Origin of the sequence: Mycobacterium zoologicum, assembly GCF_020181635.2 — a bacterium.
GTDB lineage: Bacteria > Actinomycetota > Actinomycetes > Mycobacteriales > Mycobacteriaceae > Mycobacterium > Mycobacterium zoologicum.
Genome location: NZ_JAYJJS010000016.1, coordinates 92,646 through 116,734, shown reverse-complemented (window position 1 = coordinate 116,734; position 24,089 = coordinate 92,646). Strand labels below are relative to the sequence as shown.

General features: G+C 68.0%; 21 protein-coding genes. 11 read left to right on the top strand and 10 right to left on the bottom strand.

All coding sequences use genetic code 11. The annotated features are described in order from the left end of the window. From mmpL3 to trmB, 3 genes are all read right to left on the bottom strand, one after another. The coding region (mmpL3, locus tag K6T84_RS14475; protein ID WP_329786698.1) for a trehalose monomycolate exporter MmpL3 at nt 1-2,392 on the bottom strand (2,392 nt) is incomplete at its 3' end. Nucleotides 2,393-2,464: 72 nt separating this feature from the next. Further along, entirely contained in the window at nt 2,465-3,136 is a 672-nt protein-coding gene (locus tag K6T84_RS14470) for an NYN domain-containing protein (RefSeq protein WP_224864024.1), read from the bottom strand. Then, the gene (gene trmB, locus K6T84_RS14465; RefSeq protein ID WP_225401104.1) at nt 3,133-3,870 is read right to left on the bottom strand and encodes a tRNA (guanosine(46)-N7)-methyltransferase TrmB; all 738 of its coding nucleotides are present in this window, start codon (nt 3,868-3,870) and stop codon (nt 3,133-3,135) included. The genes K6T84_RS14470 and trmB overlap by 4 nt, the downstream gene beginning before the upstream one ends. Before the next feature lie 120 nt (nt 3,871-3,990). Here trmB and K6T84_RS14460 point away from each other — a divergent pair, with 120 nt between their 5' ends. From K6T84_RS14460 to fadD4, 4 genes are all read left to right on the top strand, one after another. Then, nucleotides 3,991-4,755: a hypothetical protein gene (locus tag K6T84_RS14460; protein WP_224864026.1), complete on the top strand. Its 765-nt coding sequence runs from the start codon at nt 3,991-3,993 to the stop codon at nt 4,753-4,755. Next, on the top strand, nt 4,752-6,227 hold the full coding sequence (locus K6T84_RS14455; protein WP_225401105.1) for a hypothetical protein: 1,476 nt from the start codon (nt 4,752-4,754) through the stop codon (nt 6,225-6,227). Before K6T84_RS14460 ends, K6T84_RS14455 begins: the two co-directional genes overlap by 4 nt. A gap of 119 nt (nt 6,228-6,346) precedes the next feature. After that, nucleotides 6,347-8,167 (top strand): phosphoenolpyruvate carboxykinase (GTP), encoded by a 1,821-nt coding sequence (locus K6T84_RS14450; protein ID WP_225401106.1) that lies wholly within the window; start codon nt 6,347-6,349, stop codon nt 8,165-8,167. A gap of 129 nt (nt 8,168-8,296) precedes the next feature. After that, the gene (gene fadD4, locus K6T84_RS14445; RefSeq protein WP_224864029.1) at nt 8,297-9,814 is read left to right on the top strand and encodes a fatty-acid--CoA ligase FadD4; all 1,518 of its coding nucleotides are present in this window, start codon (nt 8,297-8,299) and stop codon (nt 9,812-9,814) included. Between the two features lie 11 nt (nt 9,815-9,825). Here the strand turns inward: fadD4 and K6T84_RS14440 are convergent, their stop codons facing one another. Continuing rightward, nucleotides 9,826-10,992 (bottom strand): acyl-CoA dehydrogenase family protein, encoded by a 1,167-nt coding sequence (locus K6T84_RS14440; protein WP_224864030.1) that lies wholly within the window; start codon nt 10,990-10,992, stop codon nt 9,826-9,828. A 27-nt stretch (nt 10,993-11,019) separates the two neighbouring features. Between K6T84_RS14440 and K6T84_RS14435 the strand changes: the two genes are divergently transcribed. After that, nucleotides 11,020-11,982: a MaoC family dehydratase gene (locus K6T84_RS14435; protein WP_225401107.1), complete on the top strand. Its 963-nt coding sequence runs from the start codon at nt 11,020-11,022 to the stop codon at nt 11,980-11,982. Here K6T84_RS14435 and K6T84_RS14430 read toward each other — a convergent pair. Further along, nucleotides 11,963-12,859, bottom strand: coding sequence for an alpha/beta hydrolase (locus tag K6T84_RS14430; RefSeq protein ID WP_225401108.1), 897 nt, complete (start codon nt 12,857-12,859; stop codon nt 11,963-11,965). The genes K6T84_RS14435 and K6T84_RS14430 overlap by 20 nt on opposite strands. A 79-nt stretch (nt 12,860-12,938) precedes the next feature. Between K6T84_RS14430 and K6T84_RS14425 the strand changes: the two genes are divergently transcribed. Together K6T84_RS14425 and K6T84_RS14420 are read left to right on the top strand one after the other, a co-directional pair. Further along, a complete protein-coding gene (locus tag K6T84_RS14425) occupies nt 12,939-14,171 on the top strand; it encodes an alpha/beta hydrolase (protein WP_225401109.1) in 1,233 nt (410 codons plus the stop codon). 53 nt (nt 14,172-14,224) lie between these two features. Further along, nucleotides 14,225-15,640: a WS/DGAT/MGAT family O-acyltransferase gene (locus K6T84_RS14420; RefSeq protein ID WP_225401110.1), complete on the top strand. Its 1,416-nt coding sequence runs from the start codon at nt 14,225-14,227 to the stop codon at nt 15,638-15,640. A gap of 2 nt (nt 15,641-15,642) precedes the next feature. Here the strand turns inward: K6T84_RS14420 and fadD12 are convergent, their stop codons facing one another. Together fadD12 and K6T84_RS14410 are read right to left on the bottom strand one after the other, a co-directional pair. Then, nucleotides 15,643-17,277, bottom strand: a complete 1,635-nt coding sequence (fadD12, locus tag K6T84_RS14415; protein ID WP_225401111.1) for an acyl-CoA ligase FadD12 — start codon at nt 17,275-17,277, stop codon at nt 15,643-15,645. A gap of 5 nt (nt 17,278-17,282) precedes the next feature. After that, the gene (locus K6T84_RS14410; protein WP_224865625.1) at nt 17,283-18,023 is read right to left on the bottom strand and encodes a 1-acyl-sn-glycerol-3-phosphate acyltransferase; all 741 of its coding nucleotides are present in this window, start codon (nt 18,021-18,023) and stop codon (nt 17,283-17,285) included. A 161-nt stretch (nt 18,024-18,184) separates the two neighbouring features. Between K6T84_RS14410 and K6T84_RS14405 the strand changes: the two genes are divergently transcribed. The 4 genes from K6T84_RS14405 to K6T84_RS14390 are packed head-to-tail and all read left to right on the top strand — an operon-like array spanning nt 18,185 to nt 22,218. After that, complete coding sequence (locus tag K6T84_RS14405; protein WP_224864036.1) at nt 18,185-18,976, top strand: crotonase/enoyl-CoA hydratase family protein; 792 nt, start codon at nt 18,185-18,187, stop codon at nt 18,974-18,976. Continuing rightward, complete coding sequence (locus tag K6T84_RS14400) at nt 18,961-19,827, top strand: arylamine N-acetyltransferase family protein (protein WP_225401112.1); 867 nt, start codon at nt 18,961-18,963, stop codon at nt 19,825-19,827. The genes K6T84_RS14405 and K6T84_RS14400 overlap by 16 nt, the downstream gene beginning before the upstream one ends. A gap of 58 nt (nt 19,828-19,885) precedes the next feature. After that, nucleotides 19,886-21,715 carry an acyl-CoA dehydrogenase gene (locus K6T84_RS14395; protein ID WP_224864038.1) on the top strand — a complete coding sequence of 610 codons (1,830 nt, stop codon included), beginning with the start codon at nt 19,886-19,888 and terminating at the stop codon, nt 21,713-21,715. A 14-nt stretch (nt 21,716-21,729) separates the two neighbouring features. Continuing rightward, nucleotides 21,730-22,218 carry a hypothetical protein gene (locus K6T84_RS14390; protein ID WP_224864039.1) on the top strand — a complete coding sequence of 163 codons (489 nt, stop codon included), beginning with the start codon at nt 21,730-21,732 and terminating at the stop codon, nt 22,216-22,218. Here K6T84_RS14390 and K6T84_RS14385 read toward each other — a convergent pair. Genes K6T84_RS14385 through K6T84_RS14375 form a run of 3 tightly spaced genes read right to left on the bottom strand, consistent with a single transcriptional unit; the run spans nt 22,208 to nt 23,977 of the window. Further along, a complete protein-coding gene (locus K6T84_RS14385; protein WP_225401113.1) occupies nt 22,208-22,942 on the bottom strand; it encodes a hypothetical protein in 735 nt (244 codons plus the stop codon). The two genes, K6T84_RS14390 and K6T84_RS14385, sit on opposite strands and share 11 nt — an antisense overlap. 19 nt (nt 22,943-22,961) lie before the next feature. Beyond that, complete coding sequence (locus K6T84_RS14380) at nt 22,962-23,564, bottom strand: mycothiol-dependent nitroreductase Rv2466c family protein (RefSeq protein ID WP_224864041.1); 603 nt, start codon at nt 23,562-23,564, stop codon at nt 22,962-22,964. After that, nucleotides 23,561-23,977, bottom strand: coding sequence for a DUF302 domain-containing protein (locus K6T84_RS14375; RefSeq protein WP_224864042.1), 417 nt, complete (start codon nt 23,975-23,977; stop codon nt 23,561-23,563). The genes K6T84_RS14380 and K6T84_RS14375 overlap by 4 nt, the downstream gene beginning before the upstream one ends. Nucleotides 23,978-24,089 lie beyond the last annotated feature (112 nt).

Genomic DNA, 24,089 nt, shown 5'->3' with positions numbered 1-24,089 from the left:
GGTTGGCCGGGGGCGGGGGGTGGCCGGGGGGGGGGTGGGGGGGGTCGTGCGTGGGCCGTGCCGCGCCGGCACCCGCCGGGGCAGCCGCCACCATGGCGGGCGCGGCGCGGCGGGTCAGTTTCCGCCGCTCGTCGGGCAGCCGGATCTCGCCGAGCCCGATCCGGTTCTGCAGGCGCTTCATCCAGCGCGGGGCCCACCAGCAGTCGTCGCCGAGCAGCTTCATCACCGCCGGGACCAGGAACATCCGGATGACAGTGGCGTCGAGCAGCAGCGCGGCCATCAGGCCGAACGCCAGGTACTTCATCATCACCAGGTCGGAGAACACGAAGGACGCGGCCACCACCGCGAGGATCAGTGCGGCCGCGGTGATCAGGCGGCCGGTGGTGGCGGTGCCGATCCGGATCGCCTCGGCGGTGGACATCCCGGATTCTCGGGCCTCCACCATCCGGGAGACCAGGAACACCTCGTAGTCGGTGGCCAGGCCCCAACCCACGGCGACAACCAGCGCGATCACCACCACCATCAGTGGTGTGGGGGTGAAATTAAGCAGCCCCGCGCCATGGCCGTCGACGAACATCCAGGTCAGGATGCCCATCGTCGCGCCCAGAGTCAGAGCGCTCATCACCGCCGCCTTCAGCGGCAGCACCAGCGAGCCGAATGCCAGGAACATCAGCAGGGTGGTGGTGGTCAGCAGGATCACCAGCATCAACGGTCCCTTATCGACCAGCGCGTGGATGCTGTCCTGCTCCAGGGCGGGGGTGCCGCCGACCAGCACGGTGAGGCCCTTCGGTGTACTCAGGGCGCGCAACGCCTTGATCTTGCCCGCGGCTTCGTTGCGGTCTTCCAGGCCGTTCTCGATCACCCGGGTGGTCAGGCTCTTGGAGGCACCGGGCAGGTAGGGGCGTTCTTTCCACATGCCGGCGGGGTCGTCTTCGGGGACGACGAATCCGCTGATCGCCATGGCCCGGTTACGGATGTCGGCGACCTGCTGGTCGGTGACGTCTTTGCCGCTGTCGGATTTGATCACCAGCGTCAGCTTCTCGGTGCGGAACGTCGGGAAGGTCTCGTCGAAGTGCTCCTGGGCCACCCGGGCGGTGTTGTCCGGTGGCAGGTACTTCTCGCTCATGCCGCCGAACGTCAGTTTTCCGAGCGGGATGATCAGCAGGATCATCGCGACCACGATCGGGATGGCGAAGGCCAGTGGTCGCTGCATGACGAAGTTGACCAGCTTGCCCCAGAATCCGGCCTCGACCTCTTCGCGGGTCTTGGTTTTCTGAGTCTTCTCGGCGAACCAGCCGATGATGCGGTTGGAGAACTCCCAGTCCCGCAGGAACGGAATCCGGTAAAGGGTTCGGACCCCGAGAGCGTCGACGTTGGTCCCGAGCACGCCCAGGATGGCCGGCAGCAGGGTGATCGACAGCAGCGCGGCCAGGCCGACCGAGGCGAAGATCGCGTACGTGATCGCCTTGACGAAGCCCTGCGGCAGCACCAGCAGGCTGGCACCGGAGACGATGATCAGCACCGCCGAGAACACCACGGTGCGTCCGGCCGTCATGACCGACCGGCGGACCGCCGCCTCGGTGTCGTAGCCCTCGGCGATCTCTTCACGGAACCGGCTCACCACGAACAGGCCGTAGTCGATCGCGATACCCAGGCCGATCAGCGAGACCACCGGCTGGGCGAAGAAGTTGATCGGCCCGAACATGGCGGCGAAGCGCAGGATGCCGGTTGCGCCGGCGATGCTCAAACCGCCGACGATCACCGGCAGGCTGGCGGCGATCACCCCGCCGAACACGAAGAACAGCACGATCGCCACCAGCGGCAGCGCCAGCACCTCCATGCGCTGCTGGTCGGTGGCGATGGTGCCGGTCAGTTCACTGGCGATCGGTTGCAGACCGCCGAGTTCGACTTTGCCGCCGTCGAGTTTCTGCAGGTCCGGTTCGGCCACCTGGTAGTTCTTGAGGATGGTGTCGTCGTCGTCACCCTTGATCTGGATCGACGCGAAAGCATGCTGCTTTTCCGCGTCGGCCATATTGGCCAGGGCTTCTGGATTGGTGAAGTAGCCGACCCAGTTCAGGATCTGGTCGGGGTGGTCTTCCTTGACCTTGTTCAGTTCGTCCTTGATCCCGTCGAACCAGGCCTTGTCGTCGACGGTCTCACCCTTCGGGGCGGCGAAAACCGCCACCACATGGCTGGTACGGTCCCGGCCGTAGACCTCGTCGCCGATGATCGACGCCCGGACCGACTGACTGCCTTCGTCGTAGAACCCGCTCTGGGTGACGTGGTCGCCCAGGCTCATGCCGTAGACGCCGCCACCGAGGCAGAGCGCCACCATCACGCCGATTACGATGAACCGGTAGCGGTATACAGTTCGACCCCACCAGGCGAACACCTATACGCTCCTCACTACATCTCTGTTGCGACATCTTTGGACCTGCGTCTGTGGTTCAGGCTCTCCAGTGTGTCACTCTCGCGAGTTCAGCAGCGAGCTCAATGGGCGGAACGGCTGCAACCACGCCCCCTGCTCCGGCAGCGAATCCAGGCTGATTCGCGGCAGCCGCTCCCGGAAAACACCAGGGATGTCTTCCAGGTCGACGAACTCCAGGCTCTCCGAGGCTAGCGCCCAGCTGGCATGTTCGCGAAATCCGAGCACCTGAACAACCACGCCGGCCGAGCACAGTTCTTCCAGCGGTTCCCGGAACGCCTGGCCGTCGGCGGAGGCCACGACCACCCCCGCCAGCCCCTGTTCTCTGCGCAGGGCGATGTGTTCGAGCATGTCGGCGTCGACGTCACTGTCCTCGTCGACCTTGGGTTTGGCGAAGACGGCGAAACCCACGTTTCGCAGCGCCTCCACCCACGGCCGGACGACGTCCGCACTGCCCGGGGCGATGTTGGTGAACACCGTCGCCTCGGGCTCGATCGGGGTCTGCGGGTGACCCGCCGAGATCTCAGCGGTGCGGCTCAGCAGCCAGCGGCCCAGCGCGTCGAAGCGAGGCCGCTCCAACCCGGTCGGGCGCCGGCCCAGGATGGCGCCCAGGCCCATGTCCAGGTTCGGGGCGTCCCACACCAGCAGCACCCGCCGCGATTCGGGCGCGATCGCCTCGGTCGCCGAGGCGTCCAGTTCGGCCGCGATCATCGGGGCCGCTGCCAGACGAACTCGTTGATCGCGCTGCCGGCGTTGCGTCCCTTGGCCTCGTATTTGGTGGTGGGGCGTTCGACCGAGATCGGCAGGTCGGAGCCGGGTGGCACCCGACGCAGGCCGGGCTGACCGTCACCGGACTCGGCGATCTGCTCGGCGTAGCCGGCGTGGTCGGTCGCCGCGTGCAGAACTCCGCCCGGCTGCAGGCGGTCGGCGATCAACGCCATGGTGGCCGGCTGCAGCAGCCGGCGCTTGTGGTGGCGCGCTTTGGGCCACGGATCCGGGAAGAACACCCGTACCCCGATCAGCGACGACGGCGTGAGCAGGTGTTCGAGCACGTCGAGGCCGTCGCCGCGCAGCATCCTGATGTTGGTCAGCTGGTCGCGGTCGATCGCGGACAGCAACTGCGCCAGCCCACGTTCGTAGATCTCGACGGCGATCACGTCCAGGTCGGGTTCGGCCTGGGCCATCGCCGCCGTCGAGGTGCCGGCTCCGCAGCCGATCTCCAGCACCACCGGGGCGTCGCGACCGAACCAGCGGCGCAGGTCCAGCGGTTCACGCCGGTCGGGCATCGCGTCGCCGCCCAGCTCTGGCCAGAGCCGGTCCCACCTCTCGCGCTGGCCGGTGGACAGCGCGGAGTGCCGGTAGCGGACATGGAAGTTTCGGGCGCGACGCGGGGTCGGCGGGGCCTCGATGTCGGCCGCCGGCTCGACGTCGCGCTGCGCATGCATGCCGTCCATGGTGACCCATGAAGCCGCCGGGACCCACTTCGCGGTTCACATTGATACCCAACAGTTGCTTACTCACCGGGTGACTCGCGTGCCGACGACGCAGCTGACACCATGGCCTCGATGGGAGGCATGGTCGTGGCACAGGCGCACCAGCTCTTCGCCGATGAGCTGACCGGACTGGCTGCCGACCTGTGCGATCCGCGGCTGTCGGCGATGGCCGTGAGCCTCACCGCGCCGCTGCGGGTCGCGGTGCGCGGCCGGCGCGGGGTGGGCCGGCGCAGCGTCGCCGCGGCGCTGGCCGGCGCCGGGGTCAATGTCGTCGCGCCTGCTGAGCCCTCCGGGGACGCCGACGTCGACGTCTATGTGGTCGCCGAAGTGGTCAAACCCGAGGACCGGACCGCACTGGCCGCGTCGCGCCGGCCGGTGCTGGCGGTGCTGAACAAGGTGGACGTGTCCGGTGTGGACGTGCGCGTCGCGGCGGCGCTGGGTGTGCCGTGGGTGCCGATGTCCGCGTTGTCCGCACTGGCCGGCGATGATCTGCGCCCGCTCAGTGGCGTCGACGACGTCGTCGCGCGCCTGACGGCGCTCGGTGCCGCCGTGCACCACCGGCGGATGACCGATGCGGTGGCCCGGTTGCAGGCGTGCGCGGTCGGTGACGACCGGATCCACGAGTTTCTGATCGCCGATGACACCGTGGCGGCCCGGATGGCCGCGGCCGAAGCCGTGATGGCAGCGCACTGCCTGGCGGGTGAACCGTCGCTGCGGCGGGCACGTCGGTGGCACGGCTGTCGCAGCATGCCGCTGGACGCCACCGGGCGAGCCTGCGCCGGCGATATCGCCCGGGGATCGCTGCGGGTATGGGCCGCGACGGCGGGCCGTTCATGACCGACGATCCGGTAGCCCGGGTGGACGCCCTGGTGACGCAGGTAGCCCCCGGGGTGCGGCCGCCGGCGGTGCGGCGCAGCGAGGTGGTGCTGGTGACCGGCCCGTGGCTGGCCGGGGTCAGTGCGGTGGCGGTGGCGTTGGCCGACCGGCTGCCGGGGTGGCAGGTGGTCGAGGCCACCGAGATGGGACCGGGTGAGGTACCGGCGGCGGTGGTGTTCGTGGTGTCGGCCGCGGCGGCACTGACCCGGTCGGATTGCGCGCTGCTCGACGCCGCGGCCGCCCACACCGACGTGGTGATCGGGGTGGTGTCCAAGATCGACGCCCACCAGCAGTGGCGGGAGATGCAGGACGTGGCCCGCGAGGTGCTGTCGGAATATTCGCCGCGTTACCGCGACGTCGCCTGGGTGGGTGCCGCCGCGGCGCCCGCGCAAGGCGAACCGCTCATCGACGACCTGGCCGCCGAGCTGACCAAGCAGCTCGAAGACAGCGATCTGCAACGACGTAACCGGTTGCGGTCCTGGGAGTTCCAGTTGCGCACCGACGCCGACCGGATCGACCGCAACGCCCGCGCGGACGGGCGGCGGGCGCGGGTGGCACTGCTTCAAGAGCAGCGCGACGAGGTGTTGCGGCAGCGGCGGTTGTCGAAATCGGAGCGGGTGATCGCGTTGCGCAGCCGGATCGCGACGGCCCGGGTGCAGCTCGGCTACTTCGCGCGCAAGCGGTGCGCCTCGGTGCGCGGCGAGCTCGCCGAGGACGCCGCGGGCATGACGCGTCGGCGGCTGGACGAATTCGCCGACTATGTCGGCGAGCGGTTGTCGGAGGTCGTGGCCGAGGTCGACGAGGGTGTCACCGAGCAGTTGGCCGACGTCGCCCACGAACTGGGCCTGTCCGGGGTACCGGCGTCCGATGCCGCCCTGCCGCAGGTCGAGGCCGGTGCGCCGCCATTGCGATCACGGCGGCTGGAAACGCAGCTGATGACCCTGTTGGGGGTCGGCTTCGGTGGGGGTGTGGCGCTGACGCTGAGCCGGTTGTTCGCGCACCTGGCCCCGGGGCTGGCCGCGGCCGGGGCGGTGGCCTGTGTGGTGATCGGGGTGGCCGTCACGGTGTGGGTGGTGCGGCTCCGCGGGCTGCTGCGCGATCGGGCGCTGCTGGATCGCTGGGTGGGCGAGGCCACCGGGGCGCTGGGGTCGGCGCTGGCCGAACTGGTCGCGCTGCGGGTGGTGGCGGCCGAGACGACGCTGACCGCCGAACTGGCGGAGCGCAACGAGACCGAGGCCACTGATGCCGCCGACCGGATCGCCGGGCTGGACCGGGAACTCGCTGAACACGCCTCGGCCACCGCCCGTGCCAGTGCGGTGCGGGATCGTCAGTTGCCGATGTTGCGGCGGGCGCTGGCCATTGTCTGCGCTGAGCTGCATGAATCAGGTCCGGCGGACACCGCGGGATCGGGTGACCGAGCGCCCGAGTTGTGATTGTTTCGATCCGTGTGGCTATTGACGGTAATCTCTTATTTAATGGCGGTATAGGAGGTGGGACGCGACGCGATCTGCGGCAATGCCCACAAGTGACACAGGTTACACAGGAGAGCTCAATGACCTCAGCGACCATCCCAGGTCTGGACACCGCCCCCACGAAGCACGCCGAGTTGCTCGCCTGGGTCCAGGAGGTCGCCGAGCTCACCCAGCCCGACCGGGTGGAGTGGTCCGACGGTTCCGAGGAGGAGTGGAACCGGCTGATGACCCAGCTGGTGGACTCCGGTGCGGCGGTCAAGTTGGACGAGAAGAAGAAGCCCAACTCCTACCTGGCCGTCTCCGACCCCGCCGACGTCGCCCGCGTCGAGTCACGCACCTTCATCTGTAGCCGCACCGCCGAAGGCGCCGGCCCCACCAACAACTGGATGGACCCGGACGAGATGCGGGCCACCATGACTGAGCTCTACCGGGGCTGCATGCGCGGCCGCACCATGTACGTCATTCCGTTCTGCATGGGCCCGCTCGGCGCCGAGAACCCCAAGCTCGGGATCGAGATCACCGACTCGCCCTACGTGGTGACGTCGATGAAGGTGATGACCCGGATGGGCACCGCGGCGCTGGAGAAGATCGGCACCGACGGTGCCTACGTCAAGGGCCTGCACTCGGTGGGCGCCCCGCTGGCCCCCGGCGAGAAGGACGTGCCGTGGCCGTGCAACTCCGAGAAGTACATCACCCACTTCCCCGAGACCCGCGAGATCTGGAGCTACGGTTCGGGTTACGGCGGCAACGCGCTGCTGGGCAAGAAGTGCTACGCGCTGCGGATCGCCTCGGCGATGGCCCACGACGAGGGCTGGCTGGCCGAGCACATGCTGATCCTCAAGCTGATCTCGCCGGAGAACAAGGCCTACTACGTGGCCGCGGCATTCCCGTCGGCGTGCGGCAAGACCAACCTGGCGATGATCCAGCCGACCATCCCGGGCTGGCGGGCCGAGACGCTCGGTGACGACATCGCCTGGATGCGGTTCGGCAAGGACGGCCGGCTCTACGCGGTGAACCCCGAGGCCGGTTTCTTCGGGGTGGCACCGGGCACCAGCCGCAGCTCGAACCCGAACGCGATGATCACCGTCGAAGCCGGAAACACCATCTACACCAACGTCGCTCACACCGATGACAACGATGTGTGGTGGGAGGGTATCGACGGCGACACCCCGGCGCACCTGATCGACTGGAAGGGCAACGACTGGACGCCGGAGGCGGGAACGCCTGCGGCACACCCGAACTCGCGGTACTGCACCCCGATGTCGCAGTGCCCGATCCTGGCTCCGGAGTGGGATGACCCGCAGGGCGTGCCGATCTCGGCGATCCTGTTCGGCGCCCGGCGCAAGACCACGGTGCCGTTGGTGAGCCAGGCCCGCGACTGGCAGCACGGCGTGTTCATCGGCGCCACCATGGGTTCCGAGCAGACTGCGGCCGCCGAGGGCACGGTGGGCAAGGTGCGCCGCGACCCGATGGCGATGCTGCCGTTCATCGGCTACAACGCCGGCGACTACATGCAGCACTGGATCGACACCGGCAAGAGCGCTGACGAGTCCAAGCTGCCGAAGGTGTTCTTCGTCAACTGGTTCCGTCGTGGCGACGACGGTCGCTTCCTGTGGCCGGGCTTCGGTGAGAACAGCCGGGTGCTCAAGTGGATCGTCGAGCGCGTGGAGGGCAAGGCCGGCGGTCAGGAGACCGCGATCGGCACCGTGCCGCACGCCTCCGACCTGGAGTTGGCCGGGCTGGACATCGACGCCGCCGATGTCGACGCCGCGCTGAAGGTCGACGCCGACGAGTGGCGCCGCGAGCTGCCGCTGATCGAGGAGTGGTTCGAGTTCATCGGCGACAAGCTGCCCACCGGCCTGCGCGACGAGTTCGACGCCCTCAAGCAGCGCCTGGGCTGACCCCCGATTACGCCGACCGTGCGTGTCTGTACGCGACACGCTGCTGATCCGCGTACATCTGCGCACGCTCGCGGCCACTGACCCCAACCACTTGACACCCGTCAAGTTGGCCGGCGGTACAGTCTGCGCATGCAGATCCGCGAACATGTCGGTGCCGGCAAACCGGCGATCATCCTTCACCCGTCGGGCACCGTCGTCACGTTCGACGAGTTGGAAGCCCGTGCCAACCGGCTGGCGCACTTCTTCCGCCGCGCCGGCCTGGCCGAGGGCGACACCGTTGCGATCCTCATGGAGAACAACGAGCACATCTTCACGGTCATGTGGGCGGCGCGGCGCAGCGGTCTGTACTACGTGCCGATCAACACCCACCTGACCGCGGCCGAGGCCGGCTACATCATCGACAACAGCAACGCCAAGGGCGTCATCGGTTCCGCGGCGCTGCGCATGACCTGCCAAGGCCTGGCTGAGCATCTCCCCAACGGCCTACCCGGCCTGCTGCTGATCGCCGATGATGACCTCGACGGCTGGCAGCGTTACCCGGAATGCGTTGCCGACCAGCCTGATACGCCCATCGATGACGAGATCGAAGGCGACCTGCTGCAGTATTCGTCGGGCACCACCGGGCGGCCCAAGGGGATCAAGCGGGCGCTGCCGCACCTACCACCCGCCGAGGCGCCCGGCCTGATGGCGATGTTGGTGTCGGTATGGATGACCCCCGACTCGGTCTATCTGAGCCCCGCGCCGCTGTACCACACCGCGCCGTCGGTGTGGTCCATGCAGGCACAGGCTGCCGGCATCACCACCGTGGTGCTGGAGAAGTTCGACCCGGAGGGCTGCCTCGATGCGATCCAGCGTTACCGGGTCACCCACGCCCAGTTCGTCCCGGCGCACTTCACCCGGATGCTGAAACTTCCTGAAGCGGTGCGGAATTCCTACGACGTCTCCAGTCTGCAGCGGGTGATGCACGCCGCGGCGCCGTGTCCGGTGGAGATCAAGAAGCAGATGATCGACTGGTGGGGCCCGATCGTCGACGAGTACTACGCCTCCTCCGAGGCACACGGCTCGACGTTGATCAGCGCCGAGGACTGGCTGGCCCACCCGGGCTCGGTGGGCAAGCCGATGATCGGCGTGGTGCACATCCTCGACGAGGATGGCAACGAGCTGCCGGCGGGCCAACCCGGTGAGATCTACTTCGAGGGCGGCAACGCCTTCGAGTACCTCAATGACCCTGACAAGACTGCGAATTCACGTGACGGCCGCGGCTGGGCCACCGTCGGCGACGTCGGTTATCTCGACGACGACGGGTATCTGTACCTGACCGACCGCCGGCACCACATGATCATCTCCGGCGGGGTGAACATCTACCCCCAGGAGGCCGAGAACCTGCTCATCACCCACCCGAAGGTGATGGACGCGGCGGTGTTCGGCATCCCAGACGATGAGATGGGCCAGACCGTCAAGGCCGCGGTGCAGACGGTCGACCCGGCCGACGCCACCGACGCATTCGCCGACGAACTGCTGGGCTGGCTGCGGGATCGGTTGGCGCACTACAAATGCCCGCGGTCGATCTCCTTCGAGGCACAGCTGCCGCGCACCGACACCGGCAAGCTCTACAAGAACGAACTGGTGACCAAGTATTCGGGCTGAAGCGGAGTGCGCTAAATCCCGCCGCGGGCAACCAGTTGTGCGGCAATGACATTGCGCTGTATCTCGTTGGTGCCCTCGCCGACGATCATCAGCGGCGCGTCCCGGAAGTACCGCTCGACGTCGTACTCGGTGGAATAACCGTAACCACCGTGGATGCGCACCGCGTTCAAGGCGATCTCCATGGCCGTCTCCGAGGCGAACAGCTTGGCCATCCCGGCCTCCATGTCGCAGCGCTGTCCACTGTCGTAGCGTTCGGCGGCATACCGGGTGAGCTGGCGGGCGGCGGTCAGCTTGGTGGCCATCTCGGCCAGATAATTGCCGACGCTCTGGTGCTTCCAGATCGGCTGCCCGAAGCTCTCCCGGGTCTGGGCGTAGGCCAGCGCATCCTCCAGTGCGGCGGTGGCCACCCCCAACGCCCGCGAGGCCACCTGGATGCGGCCGGTCTCCAGGCCCTTCATCATCTGGGCGAAGCCGTGGCCGGGCGCTTCGCCCAGCACCGCCGCCGCCGGTATCCGGCAGTCGGAGAAACTCAGCTCGCACGATTCGACGCCCTTGTAGCCAAGCTTGGGCAGATCCCGTGAGATCGACAGCCCGGTGATCGGATTATCCACCAGCACAATGGAAATCCCCCGATGCCTCGGCGTCGCGGCCGGATCGGTCTTGGCCAACAGCGCGATCAAACCCGACCGCCGGGCGTTGGAGATCCAGGTCTTGGAGCCGTTGATCACCAGCAGGTCCGGGTCGGCCGGCGAAGCCACGGCGGTGGTGGACATGTTCTGCAGGTCGCTGCCACCGCCCGGCTCGGTCAGCGCCATGGTGGCCCGCAGTTCCCCGGTCGCCATCGCCGGCAGGTAGCGCCGCTTCTGCTCCTGCGTGCCGAACAGGGTCAGCAGCTTGGCGACGACGGTGTGTCCGCCCATCGCACCGGCCAGACTCATCCAGCCGCGCGCCAATTCCTGGGTGACCAGCACGTAGCAGGGCATCGACACCGGTGTTCCGCCGTACTCCTCGGGCACCGCCAGTCCGTAGATGCCGAGCTGCTTCATCTGCTCGATCCAGGCCTGCGGGTAGGTGTTGGCGTGCTCGACGTCACGGACCGTCGGGCGCACCTCCCGGTCGATGAACTGGCGCACGGTGTCGACCAGGAGTGACTCTTCGTCGGTCAGCGTGGGGCTCATCGGTTCACCGTATGTCAGGATTCTGCGATGACCAGTGGCCCCTACTTCGACGAATTGCGAACCGGCCAGGTTTTCGACACCGCCCCGGCGATGACGCTGACCCCCGGCGCGGCCGCGCTGCACCAGGCGATTCTGGGGGATCGGTTGCGGCTGCCGCTGGACGCCGAGCTGTCCCGGGCGGTCGCCGGGACGACGGCGCCGCTGGCCCACCCCGCTCTGGTGTGCGACGTCGCCATCGGGCAGTCCACGCTGGCGACCCGGCGGGTCAAGGCCAACCTGTTCTACCGCGGACTGGCCTTCAGCCGGTTCCCGATCATCGGTGACACCCTGTTCACCCGTACCGAAGTTGTTGGACTGAAACAGAATTCACCCAAACCCGGGCGTGAGCGCACGGGGCTGGCGGCGCTTCGGGTGACCACTGTGGACCAGGCGGACCGGCTGGTGCTCGACTTCTATCGCTGCGCCATGCTGCCGCTGGCACCGGATGCGCCCGATACCGGACATGACGACGACTTGTCCGCGGTCGGCGCCGGACTGGTGCCGCCGCACGGTGTCACCGCCGACTGGGACGCCGCGGAGTTCCGCCGGCGGGTGCCGGGGCCGCACTTCGATGCGGGTGTGAAAGGAACCGTGCTGACCAGCACCGGCGACGTGGTCAGCTCCGCCCCGGAACTGGCCCGATTGACGCTCAATATCGCTGCCACCCATCATGATTCGCGGGTAGCTGGTCAGCGGCTGGTCTACGGTGGTCACACCATCGGTCTGGCGCTGGCGCAGGCGAGCAGGGCGTTGCCGAACCTGGCGACGGTGCTGGGCTGGCAGTCCTGCGACCACACCGGACCCGTCCACGAAGGCGACACTCTCTACAGCGAACTGCACGTCGAATCGGCCGTCGACAACGTGCTGGGGCTGCGGTCGCTGGTGTACGCCGTCGGCCAAGACTCGGATCGTCAGGTGCTGGACTGGCGATTCACGGCGCTGCAGTTCTGAGCGCGGCCCGAAGACTGTCGCACTGGCTGGCGAAATAGGCCTGCGACACACAGGCTTTGGCGGTCAACAGGTCGAATCCGTGGAATGCCCCGTCGACGACTTCCAGCTGGCAGGGCACGCCGGCGTCCTGCAGTCGCCGTGCGTAGGCCACGTCCTCGTCGTGGAACAGGTCGAGGCTCCCGACGCCCAGCCAGGCCGGCGCGAGACCGGCCAGGTCTTCGCGGCGGGCCGGGACGGCCACCGCCGGGTCGGCGTCGCCCAGGTAGGACGCCCAGCCGAAGGCATTGGACGCCGGTGACCACAAGCGGTAGTCGCGGTTGGCGGGCAGGGCTGCGCTGCGGTCGTCGAGCATGGGATAGGACAACAGCTGCAGAACGGGTGCCACCTCGCCGCGATCGCGGGCCAGCAGCGCCAGCGCCGCGGCCAGGCCACCTCCGGCGCTGGCCCCGCCGATCGCGATCCGGGTCCCGTCCACCTCGGGCAGCCCGGCCAGTCGCAACAGCGCCGCGTAGCAGTCCTCCAGTGCGGCGGGGTAGGGGTTCTCGGGGGCGAGCCGGTAGTCCACCGAACCCACTGTGATACCCAGTTCGCGGCTGAACCGGCGGCACAGGCCGTCGTCCTGGGTGGCCCTGCCGATCACGTAGCCTCCGCCGTGGATCCACAGCAGGGCCGGACCCGGGCCGCTGGCCGAGCGGGGCCGTTGCACCCGCACGTTCGCGCCCGGGCCCAGGGGCAGCACCTCGACGTCCACCGAACGCGGTGACGGCTGCAGCCTGCTCAGCATCCTCAGCAGCCGCAGCGAGCGCGGGCCGACCACACTGCGGGGCGTGAAGCGGGCGATTCGACGCAGGTCAGGGTGAAACGCAGATGTCGGCATCCGGCAAGTATTAACCGAACCCCGCGTCTTTCCGCAGGAGTCCCTTAGGACTCGCCCGGCGCCGGGGTATGGTGCCCGAATGGCCGCATCACCGGGAACCCGTACTTCCGGGTCCAAGATGTCTGCTCGCCTGCGTTGGTTCAAGCGAGCCCGGCCCGCCGACTACCTGCTGGCAGTCAGTGTTGCTTCGGCGTCGCTGCCGGTGGTGGGCAAGAGCCTGGAGCCGCTCGGCGGCGTCACCGCGATGAGCGTGTGGGGCGCCCGGCACATGCCGCAGATCCTGTCGTCCACGGCCAAGTCCTGGTTCACCCCGGGCATCGGCGCCGTCCGCAAGCGCGAACGCGAGCAGACTCGCGAGGTGAGCGACGCCGCGCTGCGCGGGGTGGTCTCGGCCTCCGACCTCGACATCGACTGGCCCGAGCCCGAGCAGGCTCCGCCGTTCTGGAAGGCGCTGCAGCACCGCCGGAACATCTACCGTTCCGGCGTGCAGTACGGCAGCGACCCGGCCCAGGTGCTCGACGTCTGGCGGCGCCAGGACCTTCCCGACGGCCCGGCTCCGGTGCTGATCTATGTGCCCGGCGGTGCCTGGGTGCACGGCAGCCGGTTTCTGCAGGGCTACGCGATGCTGTCCCACCTGGCCGAGCAGGGCTGGGTGTGCCTGTCGATCGACTACCGGGTCGCGCCGCACAACCGCTGGCCGCGCCACATCGTCGACGTCAAGACCGCGATCTCCTGGGCGCACGCCAACGTCGACAGGTTCGGCGGCGACCGCAACTTCGTAGCCGTGGCGGGCGCGTCGGCCGGCGGGCATCTGGCCGCGCTGGCCGGCCTGACCGGCAGCACAGCCGGAGACCGGGAGTACGCCGAGAAGCTGCCCGCCGGCGCCGACACCTCGGTGGACGCCGTGGTCGGGATCTACGGGCGCTACGACTGGCAGGACCAGTCCACCCCCGAGCGCGTCGCGTTCGTCGACTTCCTGGAGCGGGTGGTGGTCGGCCGGTCGCTGCGCCGCCACCGCGACCTGTACCGCAAGGCGTCGCCGATCGCGCGGGTGCACGCCGACGCGCCGCCGTTCCTGGTGGTGCACGGCAGCGCCGACACGGTGATCCCGGTGGAGCAGGCCCGCGAGTTCGCAGACCGGTTGCGGGCGGGGTCGCGCTCCAAAGTCGGCTACCTGGAACTGCCCGGTGCCGGACACGGTTTCGACATGACCGACGGCGCCCGCACCGGTGCGGTGAGCACCGCAATCGGCTTGTTCCTCAATCAGATTCACCGCGATCGCACCACGATCGGCGGCAAACAGGTCATCTGAGCCGCCTTGTCGCAGAACTCGCGATAGGGTCCGTGCATGGGAGTGATCCGGCGGTGAAGCGGCTCAGCGGGTGGGACGCCGTCTTGTTGTACAGCGAGACGCCGAACGTGCACATGCACACCCTCAAGGTGGCGATCATCGAGCTCGACGCCGATCGGCAGGGCTTCGACGTGGAGACCTTCCGCCGGGTGATCCATAGTCGGCTCTACAAGCTGGACCCGTTCCGTTACCAATTGGTCGACATCCCGGGCAAGTTCCACCACCCGATGTGGCGGGAGAACTGCGAAGTCGACCTGACCTATCACATCCGGCCGTGGTCGCTGCCCGCCCCGGGTGGTCGCCGCGAACTCGACGAGGCCATCGGGGAGATCGCCAGCACCCCGCTCGACCGCAGCCGCCCGCTGTGGGAGATGTACTTCATCGAGGGTCTGGCAAACAAGCGGATCGCGGTGGTCGGCAAGATCCACCATGCGCTCGCCGATGGCGTCGCCTCGGCGAATCTGATGGCTCAAGGCATGGATCTGACGTCGGGTCCGCAGGTCGATCAGGACTCCTATCGGACCGATCCGCCGCCGAGCGGTGCCCAGTTGGTGCGGTCGGCGTTCCGGGACCATCTGCGCCAACTCCGGCGTATCCCGGCCACCATCGGTTACACCGCGCAGGGCATGCGGCGGGTGCGCCGCAGCAACCGGAAACTGTCCCAGCTGACCCGCCCGTTCACGCCGCCGGCGAGCTTCATGAACCACAGGATCACCGCCGAGCGCCGGTTCGCCACCGCCACTCTGGCACTGGCCGACGTGAAGGAGACCAGCAAGAAGCTCGGCGTGACGATCAACGATCTGGTCCTGGCCGTTTCGGCCGGGGCGATGCGCAGGCTGTCGCTGCACTACGACGGACACGCCGACCAGCCGCTGCTGGCGTCGGTACCGATGAGCTACGACTTCTCGCCGGATCGCATCTCCGGCAACAAGTTCTCCGGGGTGCTGGTGGCGTTGCCGGTCGACGTCGAAGATCCGCTGCAACGGGTCCAGCGGGCCCGCGAGGCGGCCACCCTCGGCAAAGAGGGCTACGAGTTGCTCGGGCCGGAACTGGTCAGCAAATGGGCGGCCTACCTCCCGCCGAAGCTGGCCGAGTCGATGTTCGAGAAACTCGACGCGCTCGACGGGCAGAACAAGGTGCTCAACCTCAACATCTCCAACGTGCCCGGCCCGCGGGAGCGCGGCCGTGTCGGAGGCGCCCAGGTCACCGAGATCTACTCGGTGGGGCCGTTGACCGCCGGCAGCGGGATCAACATCACGGTGTGGAGCTACGTCGACCAGCTCAACATCTCGGTGCTGACCGACACCGCCACGGTCGACGACCCGCATGAGGTGACTTCGGCGATGGTCGAGGAGTTCGTCGAGATCCGGCGTCTCGCCGGGCTTTCCGCGGATCTCACGCCCGTGGCCACAGCGATGGCGCCCGCCTAGGCTCAGTCAGTCATCGCTTGCAGTTCACGGCGCAACACCTTGCCGGTGTTGTTGCGCGGCAACGCATCCATGATGGTGATGTCACGCGGCACCTTGTAACCGGCCAGATTCTCCCGGACATGCTGCTTCAGCTCGTCGGGCGAGGCCGAGGCCCCGGGCGCCAGCACCACGAAGGCCACCAGGCGCTGTCCGTAGTCGGCGTCGTCGACACCGATCACCGCGGCCTCGGCGACCGCAGCGTGCTTGGTCAGTGCCTTCTCCGTCTCGATCGGGTAGACGTTCTCGCCGCCGGAGACGATCATCTCGTCATCGCGGCCGACCACGAAAAGCCTTCCAGTGTCGTCGAAGTAGCCCAGGTCGCCGGATGCCATGAAGCCGTCGTGGAACATCTTGGGGTCCCCGCCGGTGTAGCCGTCGAACTGTGAGGAGTTGCGGACGAAGATCTGCCCGGTCTGTCCGGTGGGCAGCTCGCCCAACTCGGCGTCGAGGATCCGGATCTCGGTGCCGGGTGCCGGCTTTCCGGCGGTGTCGGGGGAGTAGCGCAGGTCTTCCGGTGTCGCCAGCGCGATCATGCCGGCCTCGGTGGCGTTGTAGTTGTTGTAGATCACGTCACCGAAGGCGTCCATGAACGCCGTCACCACGTCCGGGCGCATCCGTGACCCCGATGCCGTCGCGAACCGCAGTGCGCTGCAAGGGTATTTAGACCGAACATCGTCGGACAGCGCCATGATCCGATCGAACATCACCGGCACCACGCACAGTCCGGTCGCGTGATTGGCCTCCACCAGGGCAAGGGTGGCCTCGGGGTCGAACTTGCGCCGGGTCGCGATGGTGCATGCCATCGTCAGGGCCAGTGCCAGCTGTGAGAACCCCCAGGCATGGAACATCGGCGCGGCGATCACCACGGTTTCCTCGGTGTGCCAAGGGATTCGATCGAACATTGCCTTCAGGTCGCCGATTCCGCCGCCGCCGCGTCCCGAGCGGCGCGCACCCTTGGGTGTGCCGGTGGTTCCGGAGGTGAGCATGACCAGCTTGCCGGCCCGGTCCGTCTTGGCGGGGCGCCGCCCGGTGTTCGCGGCGATCAGGTCGTCGGCGGTCAGGCCCGCGGCTGCACCGTCGGTCCAGCTCAGCACCCGCACACAGCCGGAGTCCGTGGGCACCGCGAGATCCACCGCCGCGGTGAACTCTTCGTCGTAGAAGATCAGGTCGACGCCTTCGCGGGCCACCACCTCGGCCAGCGCCGGTCCGGCGAAGCTGGTGTTGAGCAGCAGCACATCCGCGCCGATCCGGTTGGCGGCGCCCAGGGCCTCGATGAAGCCACGGTGGTTGCGGCACATCAGCGCTACGGCCGCCGGGGCGCGCCCCGGGAGCCGTTGCAGAGCTGCGGCCAGCGCATCGCAGCGCCGATCGAGCTGTGCGTAGGTCAGGCTGCCGCGTTCGTCGATGATCGCCGGGCGGTCTCCGCAACGCTGGGCCGCCATAGCGATCCCGGTGGTGGTGGTGCCGCCTTCCCGGGCCGCCGCGGCGGCGATCCGCAGGTACTTGTCCGGCCGCAGCGGGGCCAGCAGCCCGACCCGGGTGAACGTCTGCAGCATCGAGCCGACCCGGCCAAGCGAGTCGAGCAGACCAGCAGTCATCGCGCTCAGCCGATGATCGGCAGGCGCCGGTCGCGCGCGAGCTTGTCCAGCGCGTCCTGCATCACCGAGCGCACGTGGGCGTCGACGACGTCGATGTCGGGGTCCTCGCCGAACTCGGCAATGATGTCGATCGGCTCACACACCTGCATGACGATCTTGGTGGGCAGCGGCAGGTTGACCGGCAGCACCGCGGACAGCCCGAACGGGAAGCCGATCGAGATCGGCAGAATCTTGACCCGCATCAGCTTGTCCAGCCGCAGAGCCTTGGCCAGGCCGGTGCCGCGGGTCAGATAGAACTGGTTCTGCTGGCCGCCGATACCCACCGTCGGCACCAGCGGAACCCCGGCGTTGATCGCCGCGCGGATATAGCCCTTGCGGCCGCCGAAGTCGATCTTGTTCTCTTCCAGCGTGGACCGGTAGACGTCGTAGTCACCACCGGGGAACACCACCACCACGCCGCCGGAACGCAGCGCCTCGTCGGCATTTTCGTGGTTGGCGGGGATGAACCCGGTCTTGCGGAAGAAGTCGGCGGTGGCGCCGGTGAAGATCAGATCGTGGCTGAGGGTGTAGATCGGCCGGTCGTAGCCGAACTTGTCGTAGAAGCCGGTGGCAAACACCGGAACGTCCATCGCGAACAGGCCGCCGGAGTGGTTGGAGACCACCAGTGCACCGCCCTTGGGGAACGACTCCAGGCCGCGGACCTCGGAGCGGTGGTAGCCCTTGATCAGCGGACGCAGGATGCCCATCACCCGTTCGGTCAGGCCCGGATCCCATTTGGTGATGGGCCCGGGGACCTCGGTTGTCCAGTCGCTGTCAGGTGTGTCCACCACGAACCCCTTCAAAATGAAACGTGTTCTAGTTTTACCCATGCTACCGGCTCGCGGCGCTGGTCGATAGCATCGGCGGCATGACCGACGAATCTAGTGCGAAGTCTCCTGAGAAGTCCGAAGTCCTGCTCGAACAGCTCGACCGGATCCTGATCATCACGATCAACCGGCCCGAGGCCAAGAATGCGGTCAACGCCGCGGTCAGCCACCAATTGGCGGCCGCCGTGGACCGCCTCGACGAGGACCCCGGGCTGTCGGTGGGCATCTTGATCGGTGCCGGCGGATCGTTCTGCGCGGGCATGGACCTCAAGGCGTTCGCCAGCGGGGAGAACGTTGTGGTGCCCGGCCGCGGTCTCGGCTTCACCGACCGTCCCCCGGTCAAGCCGCTGATCGCCGCGGTCGAGGGTTACGCCCTGGCCGGCGGCACCGAGCTGGCCCTGGCCGCTGACCTGATCGTGGCCGCCCGTGACGCCATGTTCGGGATCCCGGAGGTCAAACGGGGGCTGGTGGCTGCCGGCGGCGGCCTGTTGCGGCTGCCGCAGCGCATCCCGTACGCGCTCGCGATGGAACTGGCGCTGACCGGCGAGAGCCTGTCGGCGGTGCGGGCGCACGAACTGGGCATGGTCAACGTGCTGGCCGAGCACGAGACGGTGCGCAACGCCGCGATCATGCTGGCCGAGAAGATCACCGCCAACGGGCCGCTGGCGGTGGCGGCCACCAAGCGGATCATCACCGAGTCCCGCGGGTGGAGCCCGGATGAGATGTTCGCCGAACAACTCAAGATCGCGCTGCCGGTGTTCGGCTCCAAGGACGCCCGCGAAGGTGCTGTGGCGTTCGCCGAGAAGCGTCCGCCGAAGTGGACCGGCAGCTGAGGACGCCTGGCATCGATCTGGCGGCATACTTCGATCGAATCGGCTACCGCGGCAAGGCTGAGCCGACATACGAGACGCTGGCCGGGCTGGTGGCCGCCCACGTCCGCCGTATCCCGTTCGAGAACCTCGACCCGCTCACCGGTGTGCCGGTGTTCGACCTGAGCGCGCCGGCGTTGACGGCCAAGCTGGTGGCACGCCGGCGCGGTGGCTACTGCTACGAGCAGAACAACCTGATGCGTTACGTGCTCACCGAACTCGGCTTCGACGTCGACTCGTTGGGCGGCCGGGTGGTCTGGCAGCACCCGGACGGCCTGGCCGCCCCCGCGCGCCCCGAGACGCACCTGGCCCTGGTGGTGCGGATTCCGGGTTCGGCGACGCCGTACTTCGTCGACGTCGGATTCGGCGGGCAGACCCCGACGTCGCCACTGCGCTTCGTCGTCGGCGAGGAACAGCAGACCCCCCACGAGCCGTTCCGGCTGCGCTCGCACGAAAACACCACTTGGGGAACGAGCTTCGTGCTCGAATCGCTGGTCGGCGGGGACTGGAGGCCGCTGTACCTGTTCGGCCTGCGGCCCAAGCCGATGATCGACATGCAGGTGGGCAGTTGGTATGTGTCCACCCACCCCGAGTCGATGTTCGTCATCGGGCTCAGTGCGGCCACCGTTACCGACGACGCGCGGTGGAACCTGCGCGGGCGCAACCTGACTGCGCATCACCGCGACGGTGAGACCGAACGGGTGCGCTTCGACGATGCCGCGCAGGTGTGCGGTGCCCTCACCGATCGGTTCGGTATCGATCTGACCGGCCTCGGTGACGTGGAGGCCAGGGTGGCGCAGGTCCTCGACAGCTGAGCCTCTTAGTTCGCCGAAACTCCGCAATTCGCCGGTGGGTTCGGAGCATGCTTGGCCGATGGGGCATTACAAGAGCAACGTCCGTGACCTGGAGTTCAACCTATTCGAAGTGCTCGGCCTGGAGCAGTGCCTGGCCGACGGCGCATTCGGTGATCTAGACGGCGACACGGTGCGCCAGATGCTGGCCGAGGCCGCCCGGCTCGCCGAAGGGCCGGTCGCCGAGTCCTTCGCCGAGAGCGACCGCCATCCGCCGGTGTTCGACCCGGCCACCCACACCGTGGCGCTGCCCGAGCCGTTCAAGGCATCGCTGCGGGCGTGGCAGGCCGGCGAGTGGTTCCGGATCGGGCTGTGTGAGGAGGTCGGGGGAGTGCCGGCGCCCTCGATGGTGTCCTGGGCGATCAACGAACTGGTGCTGGGCGCCAATCCGCCGGTGTTCATGTTCATGGCCGGGCCGGTCTTCGCCAATATCCTCTACGGCCTGGGCAATGAACAGCAGCGGCACTTCGCGACCCTGGCGATCGAGCGCAACTGGGGCGCCACCATGGTGCTCACCGAACCCGACGCCGGTTCCGATGTGGGCGCGGGGCGGACCAAGGCCGTCGAGCAGCCCGACGGCAGCTGGCACATCGACGGGGTCAAGCGATTCATCACCAACGGTGACAGTGACGACCTGTTCGAGAACATCATGCACATGACGCTGGCCCGCCCGGAGGGCGCCGGGCCGGGCACCAAGGGCCTCAGTCTGTTCATGGTGCCCAAGTTCCTGCCCGACCCCGAGACCGGTGAGCCGGGCGAGCGCAACGGGGTGTTCGTCACCGGGCTGGAACACAAGATGGGGCTCAAGGTTTCGACGACCTGCGAACTGACCTTCGGCCAGCACGGCACCCCGGCGAAGGGCTGGCTGGTCGGCGACACCCGTAACGGTATCGCGCAGATGTTCCACGTCATCGAATACGCGCGAATGATGGTTGGTACCAAGGCCATTGCGACACTTTCCACCGGCTACCTCAACGCGCTCGAGTACGCCAAGACCCGCATCCAGGGCGCGGATCTGACTCAGATGACCGACAAGTCGGCGCCGCGGGTGACGATCATCGCGCACCCGGATGTGCGGCGGGCCCTGATGATGCAGAAGGCCTATGCCGAGGGCATGCGGGCGCTGTATCTCTACACCGCGGCCCACCAGAACCCGCAGGTGGCCATGCTGGTCTCCGGTGCCGACGCCGAGATGGCCGAGCGGGTCAACGATCTGCTGCTGCCGATCGTCAAGGGCGTCGGCTCCGAGCGGGCGTATCAGTATCTGACCGACTCGTTGCAGACGTTCGGCGGATCGGGCTTCCTGCAGGACTATCCGATCGAGCAGTACATCCGCGACGCCAAGATCGACAGCCTCTATGAGGGCACCACCGCGATCCAGGCGCAGGACTTCTTCTTCCGCAAGATCGCCCGTGACCGGGGCGTGGCGCTGGGCCATCTGGTCACCCAGATCGAGGCACTGTTGGACAGCAGCGACGGGCACCCGGATCTGGCCGACGCCCGCAAGCTACTGGCCGCCGCGCTGGATGACGTGCGGGCGATGGCCGCCACCCTGACCGGCTATCTGCTCGGTTCGCAGCAGGATCCCCGTGAGCTCTACCGGGTGGGGCTGCAGTCGGTGCCGTTCCTGCTGTGCGTCGGTGACCTGGTTATCGGGTGGCTGTTGCTGCGCCAGGCCGAGGTGGCCGCCAAGGCGCTCGACGGTGATGCCGAGGACGCCGACTTCTACCGGGGCAAGGTGGCTGCGGCGAATTTCTTCGCCAAGAATGTCCTTCCGCGGCTTGCTGACCAGCGGGTTATCGCCGAGAACGTGGATCTGGCAGTGATGGATCTACCCGAGGCGGCCTTCTAAGTACTCTCGACGCCGTGGAGATCTACACCCGCCGTTACGGTCTGCCCGACCACGGTTACGCGATTGTCCGCTGGGCCCACGAACTGGCCAAGGGACGCGGTGCGGTGGTGGTCGAGCCCGATGTCGAGAACATTCGTCGCCCCGACGGTGCGCTGGCCTACGACGACGCCGCGTCGTTCAAGACCGTGCGGGACGGTCCGGTGTCGGTGCTGCGAGAACTGCTCGACCTGGAGGCCCGCGAAATGCGGGCGTGGAGCAAGGCCGGATTCGCCCGGTTCCACAAGCGCAGCGCCGCCCGGCAGGTCGACCGGATCTGCCGGGCGCAGGGCAGCGACGCCGCCGTCGACTGGGTGCTGGCCAACGCCACCACCGACGATGTCGACCTCGGCGAGCTGCGGGACCGGCTCGGTGTGCGGCTCTACACCGCCGGCGGGTTCGACGAGGACTACTACCGGACCGAGGTGGGGCGCTGCATCGAGCACCGCCGCCGGCTCAACGGGTGAGCCGGCGAACCTTGTACGTCGACGGCCACGACACCCGGGTGTCATCGCCCAGCAACGGCGTTGCGTTGGTGCCGACGGTGACGTTGTAGGCCTGCTCGCCGGCGCCCACCTCACGGTTGGCGTGCTCGGTGGCCAGGTAGTACAGCTGATCGATCTCCAGGTCGACGAAGGCCACGAAGCTGGTCTTGCGCACCGCGTCGCCGAAGCCCGCGCTCATCCGATCGGTGAGGGTGTGTGAGGCGATCGCCGCGGCGGCCAGAAGCGCGAACGGGAGCACCCAGGAGCAGAGGTAGCCGCTGGTGCCGCCCACGAGCGCCCCAACCGCGGCCGATGCCGTCATCGCCGCACCCGCGGCCAGCCAGATCCACGTCACCCGCGTCGTGATGGGGGCGAACAGGTCGGTCTTCACCACCGCCTCGGGCAGCTCTGCTGTCACCAACGCCTGCACCGCGGATCTGCCCAGCGCCATGCCGGCCAGCAGCGTCGCCAGCAGGCCGGCGAAGCTCAACGTCAGCATCCCGTCCGGCACCCACGCCTGGGCCACCGCCAGCACGGCGAACGTCGCGACCGCTCCGATCGCCAGGAACCGTGCCGCGGGCTCACGGCCGACCACCAGGACTGCGACGGCAACAGCCAGCGCTACCGCCGCGGCGAGCAGCAGTGGCGCATTGCCTGCCAGCACCCAATAGACGGCCCACGGTGCGAATCCCAGCCGAACGCCCACAGGTGGTGAGTATAGGGGCTTACCGTTGGAACGACGGCGGACCCTGATACGGGCGCTGCAGGACGGCGAATCCCGGCGTCGACGCCGCGGTCACCACGGCATCCAGCAACGCGGTGCCGGCGTCCGGGGTGGGGATGCTGGTCAGCACGGGACCGAAGTATCCGACGTCGCCGACCGCGAGGATGGGGCTGCCGCCCTCGCCGCCGAGCAGATCCTGGCTGTGTTGATGCGACGTGCGCACCGCGGCGTCCCAGCTCGGATCATCAAGTGCGTCAGCCAGAGCGGGATCCATACCGCGCGACGCCAGTGCCTCGTTGACGATGTCGTCGGTCAATTCCCTTCCACCGGTGTGGATCTGGGTGCCCAAAGCGTCGTAGAGACCGGTGAAGGCGTCGGGGCCGCCGGTGGCGACAGCGGCGGCGAACACCCGACCGATCCGGCGGGAGCGCCCCATCTTCGCCTGCTGCGCGGGGTCCATCTCGCGGTTCTCGTTGAGCACGGCCAGGCTCATCTGCCGCAGGGTGACCTCACGCCGGGTATCGGCGGCCGCGGCCAGCAGCCACCGGGACGTCACCCAGGCAAACGGGCAGATCGGGTCCAGGTAGAGCTCGACGGAGTTCACCGCAGCTCCCCGGCCAGGGTGCTGATCGCGTTGCGCAGCTTCTCAGCCGCCTGGTCGGCGACCGTGGCCAGCGCGGGATCGTCGACGACCTGCACCATCAGCTGCGGGTCCATCGCCTCGACGTGGATGGTCGCGGGGTTCTCGGTGTCTTCGCGGATGATGACGTTGCAGGGCAGCAGCAGTCCGATCTGCTTGTGGGCCGTCACCGCGGCGTGCGCCAGCGGTGGATTGCAGGCGCCCAGGATCAGGTAGCGCTCCATCGACTCGCCCAGCTTCTCTTTCAGGGTCGCCTGCATGTCGATCTCGGTCAGCACCCCGAACCCGTTGTCCTTCAGAACTTCCCGAGTTCTCGTGACGATCTTGTCGAAGTCGTTCTTGGTGGCGTCAACCGAAGTGCTGATGGCGATGGACATGGCTTCCCTCTCTGCTGGCGGTCGGGGCTATGAGTGTCAATATATCAATACGGGTGGGGGTATAGCAAACTATGTGTGGATACCCCCTGGGGTAGCATCGATTGGACTCACG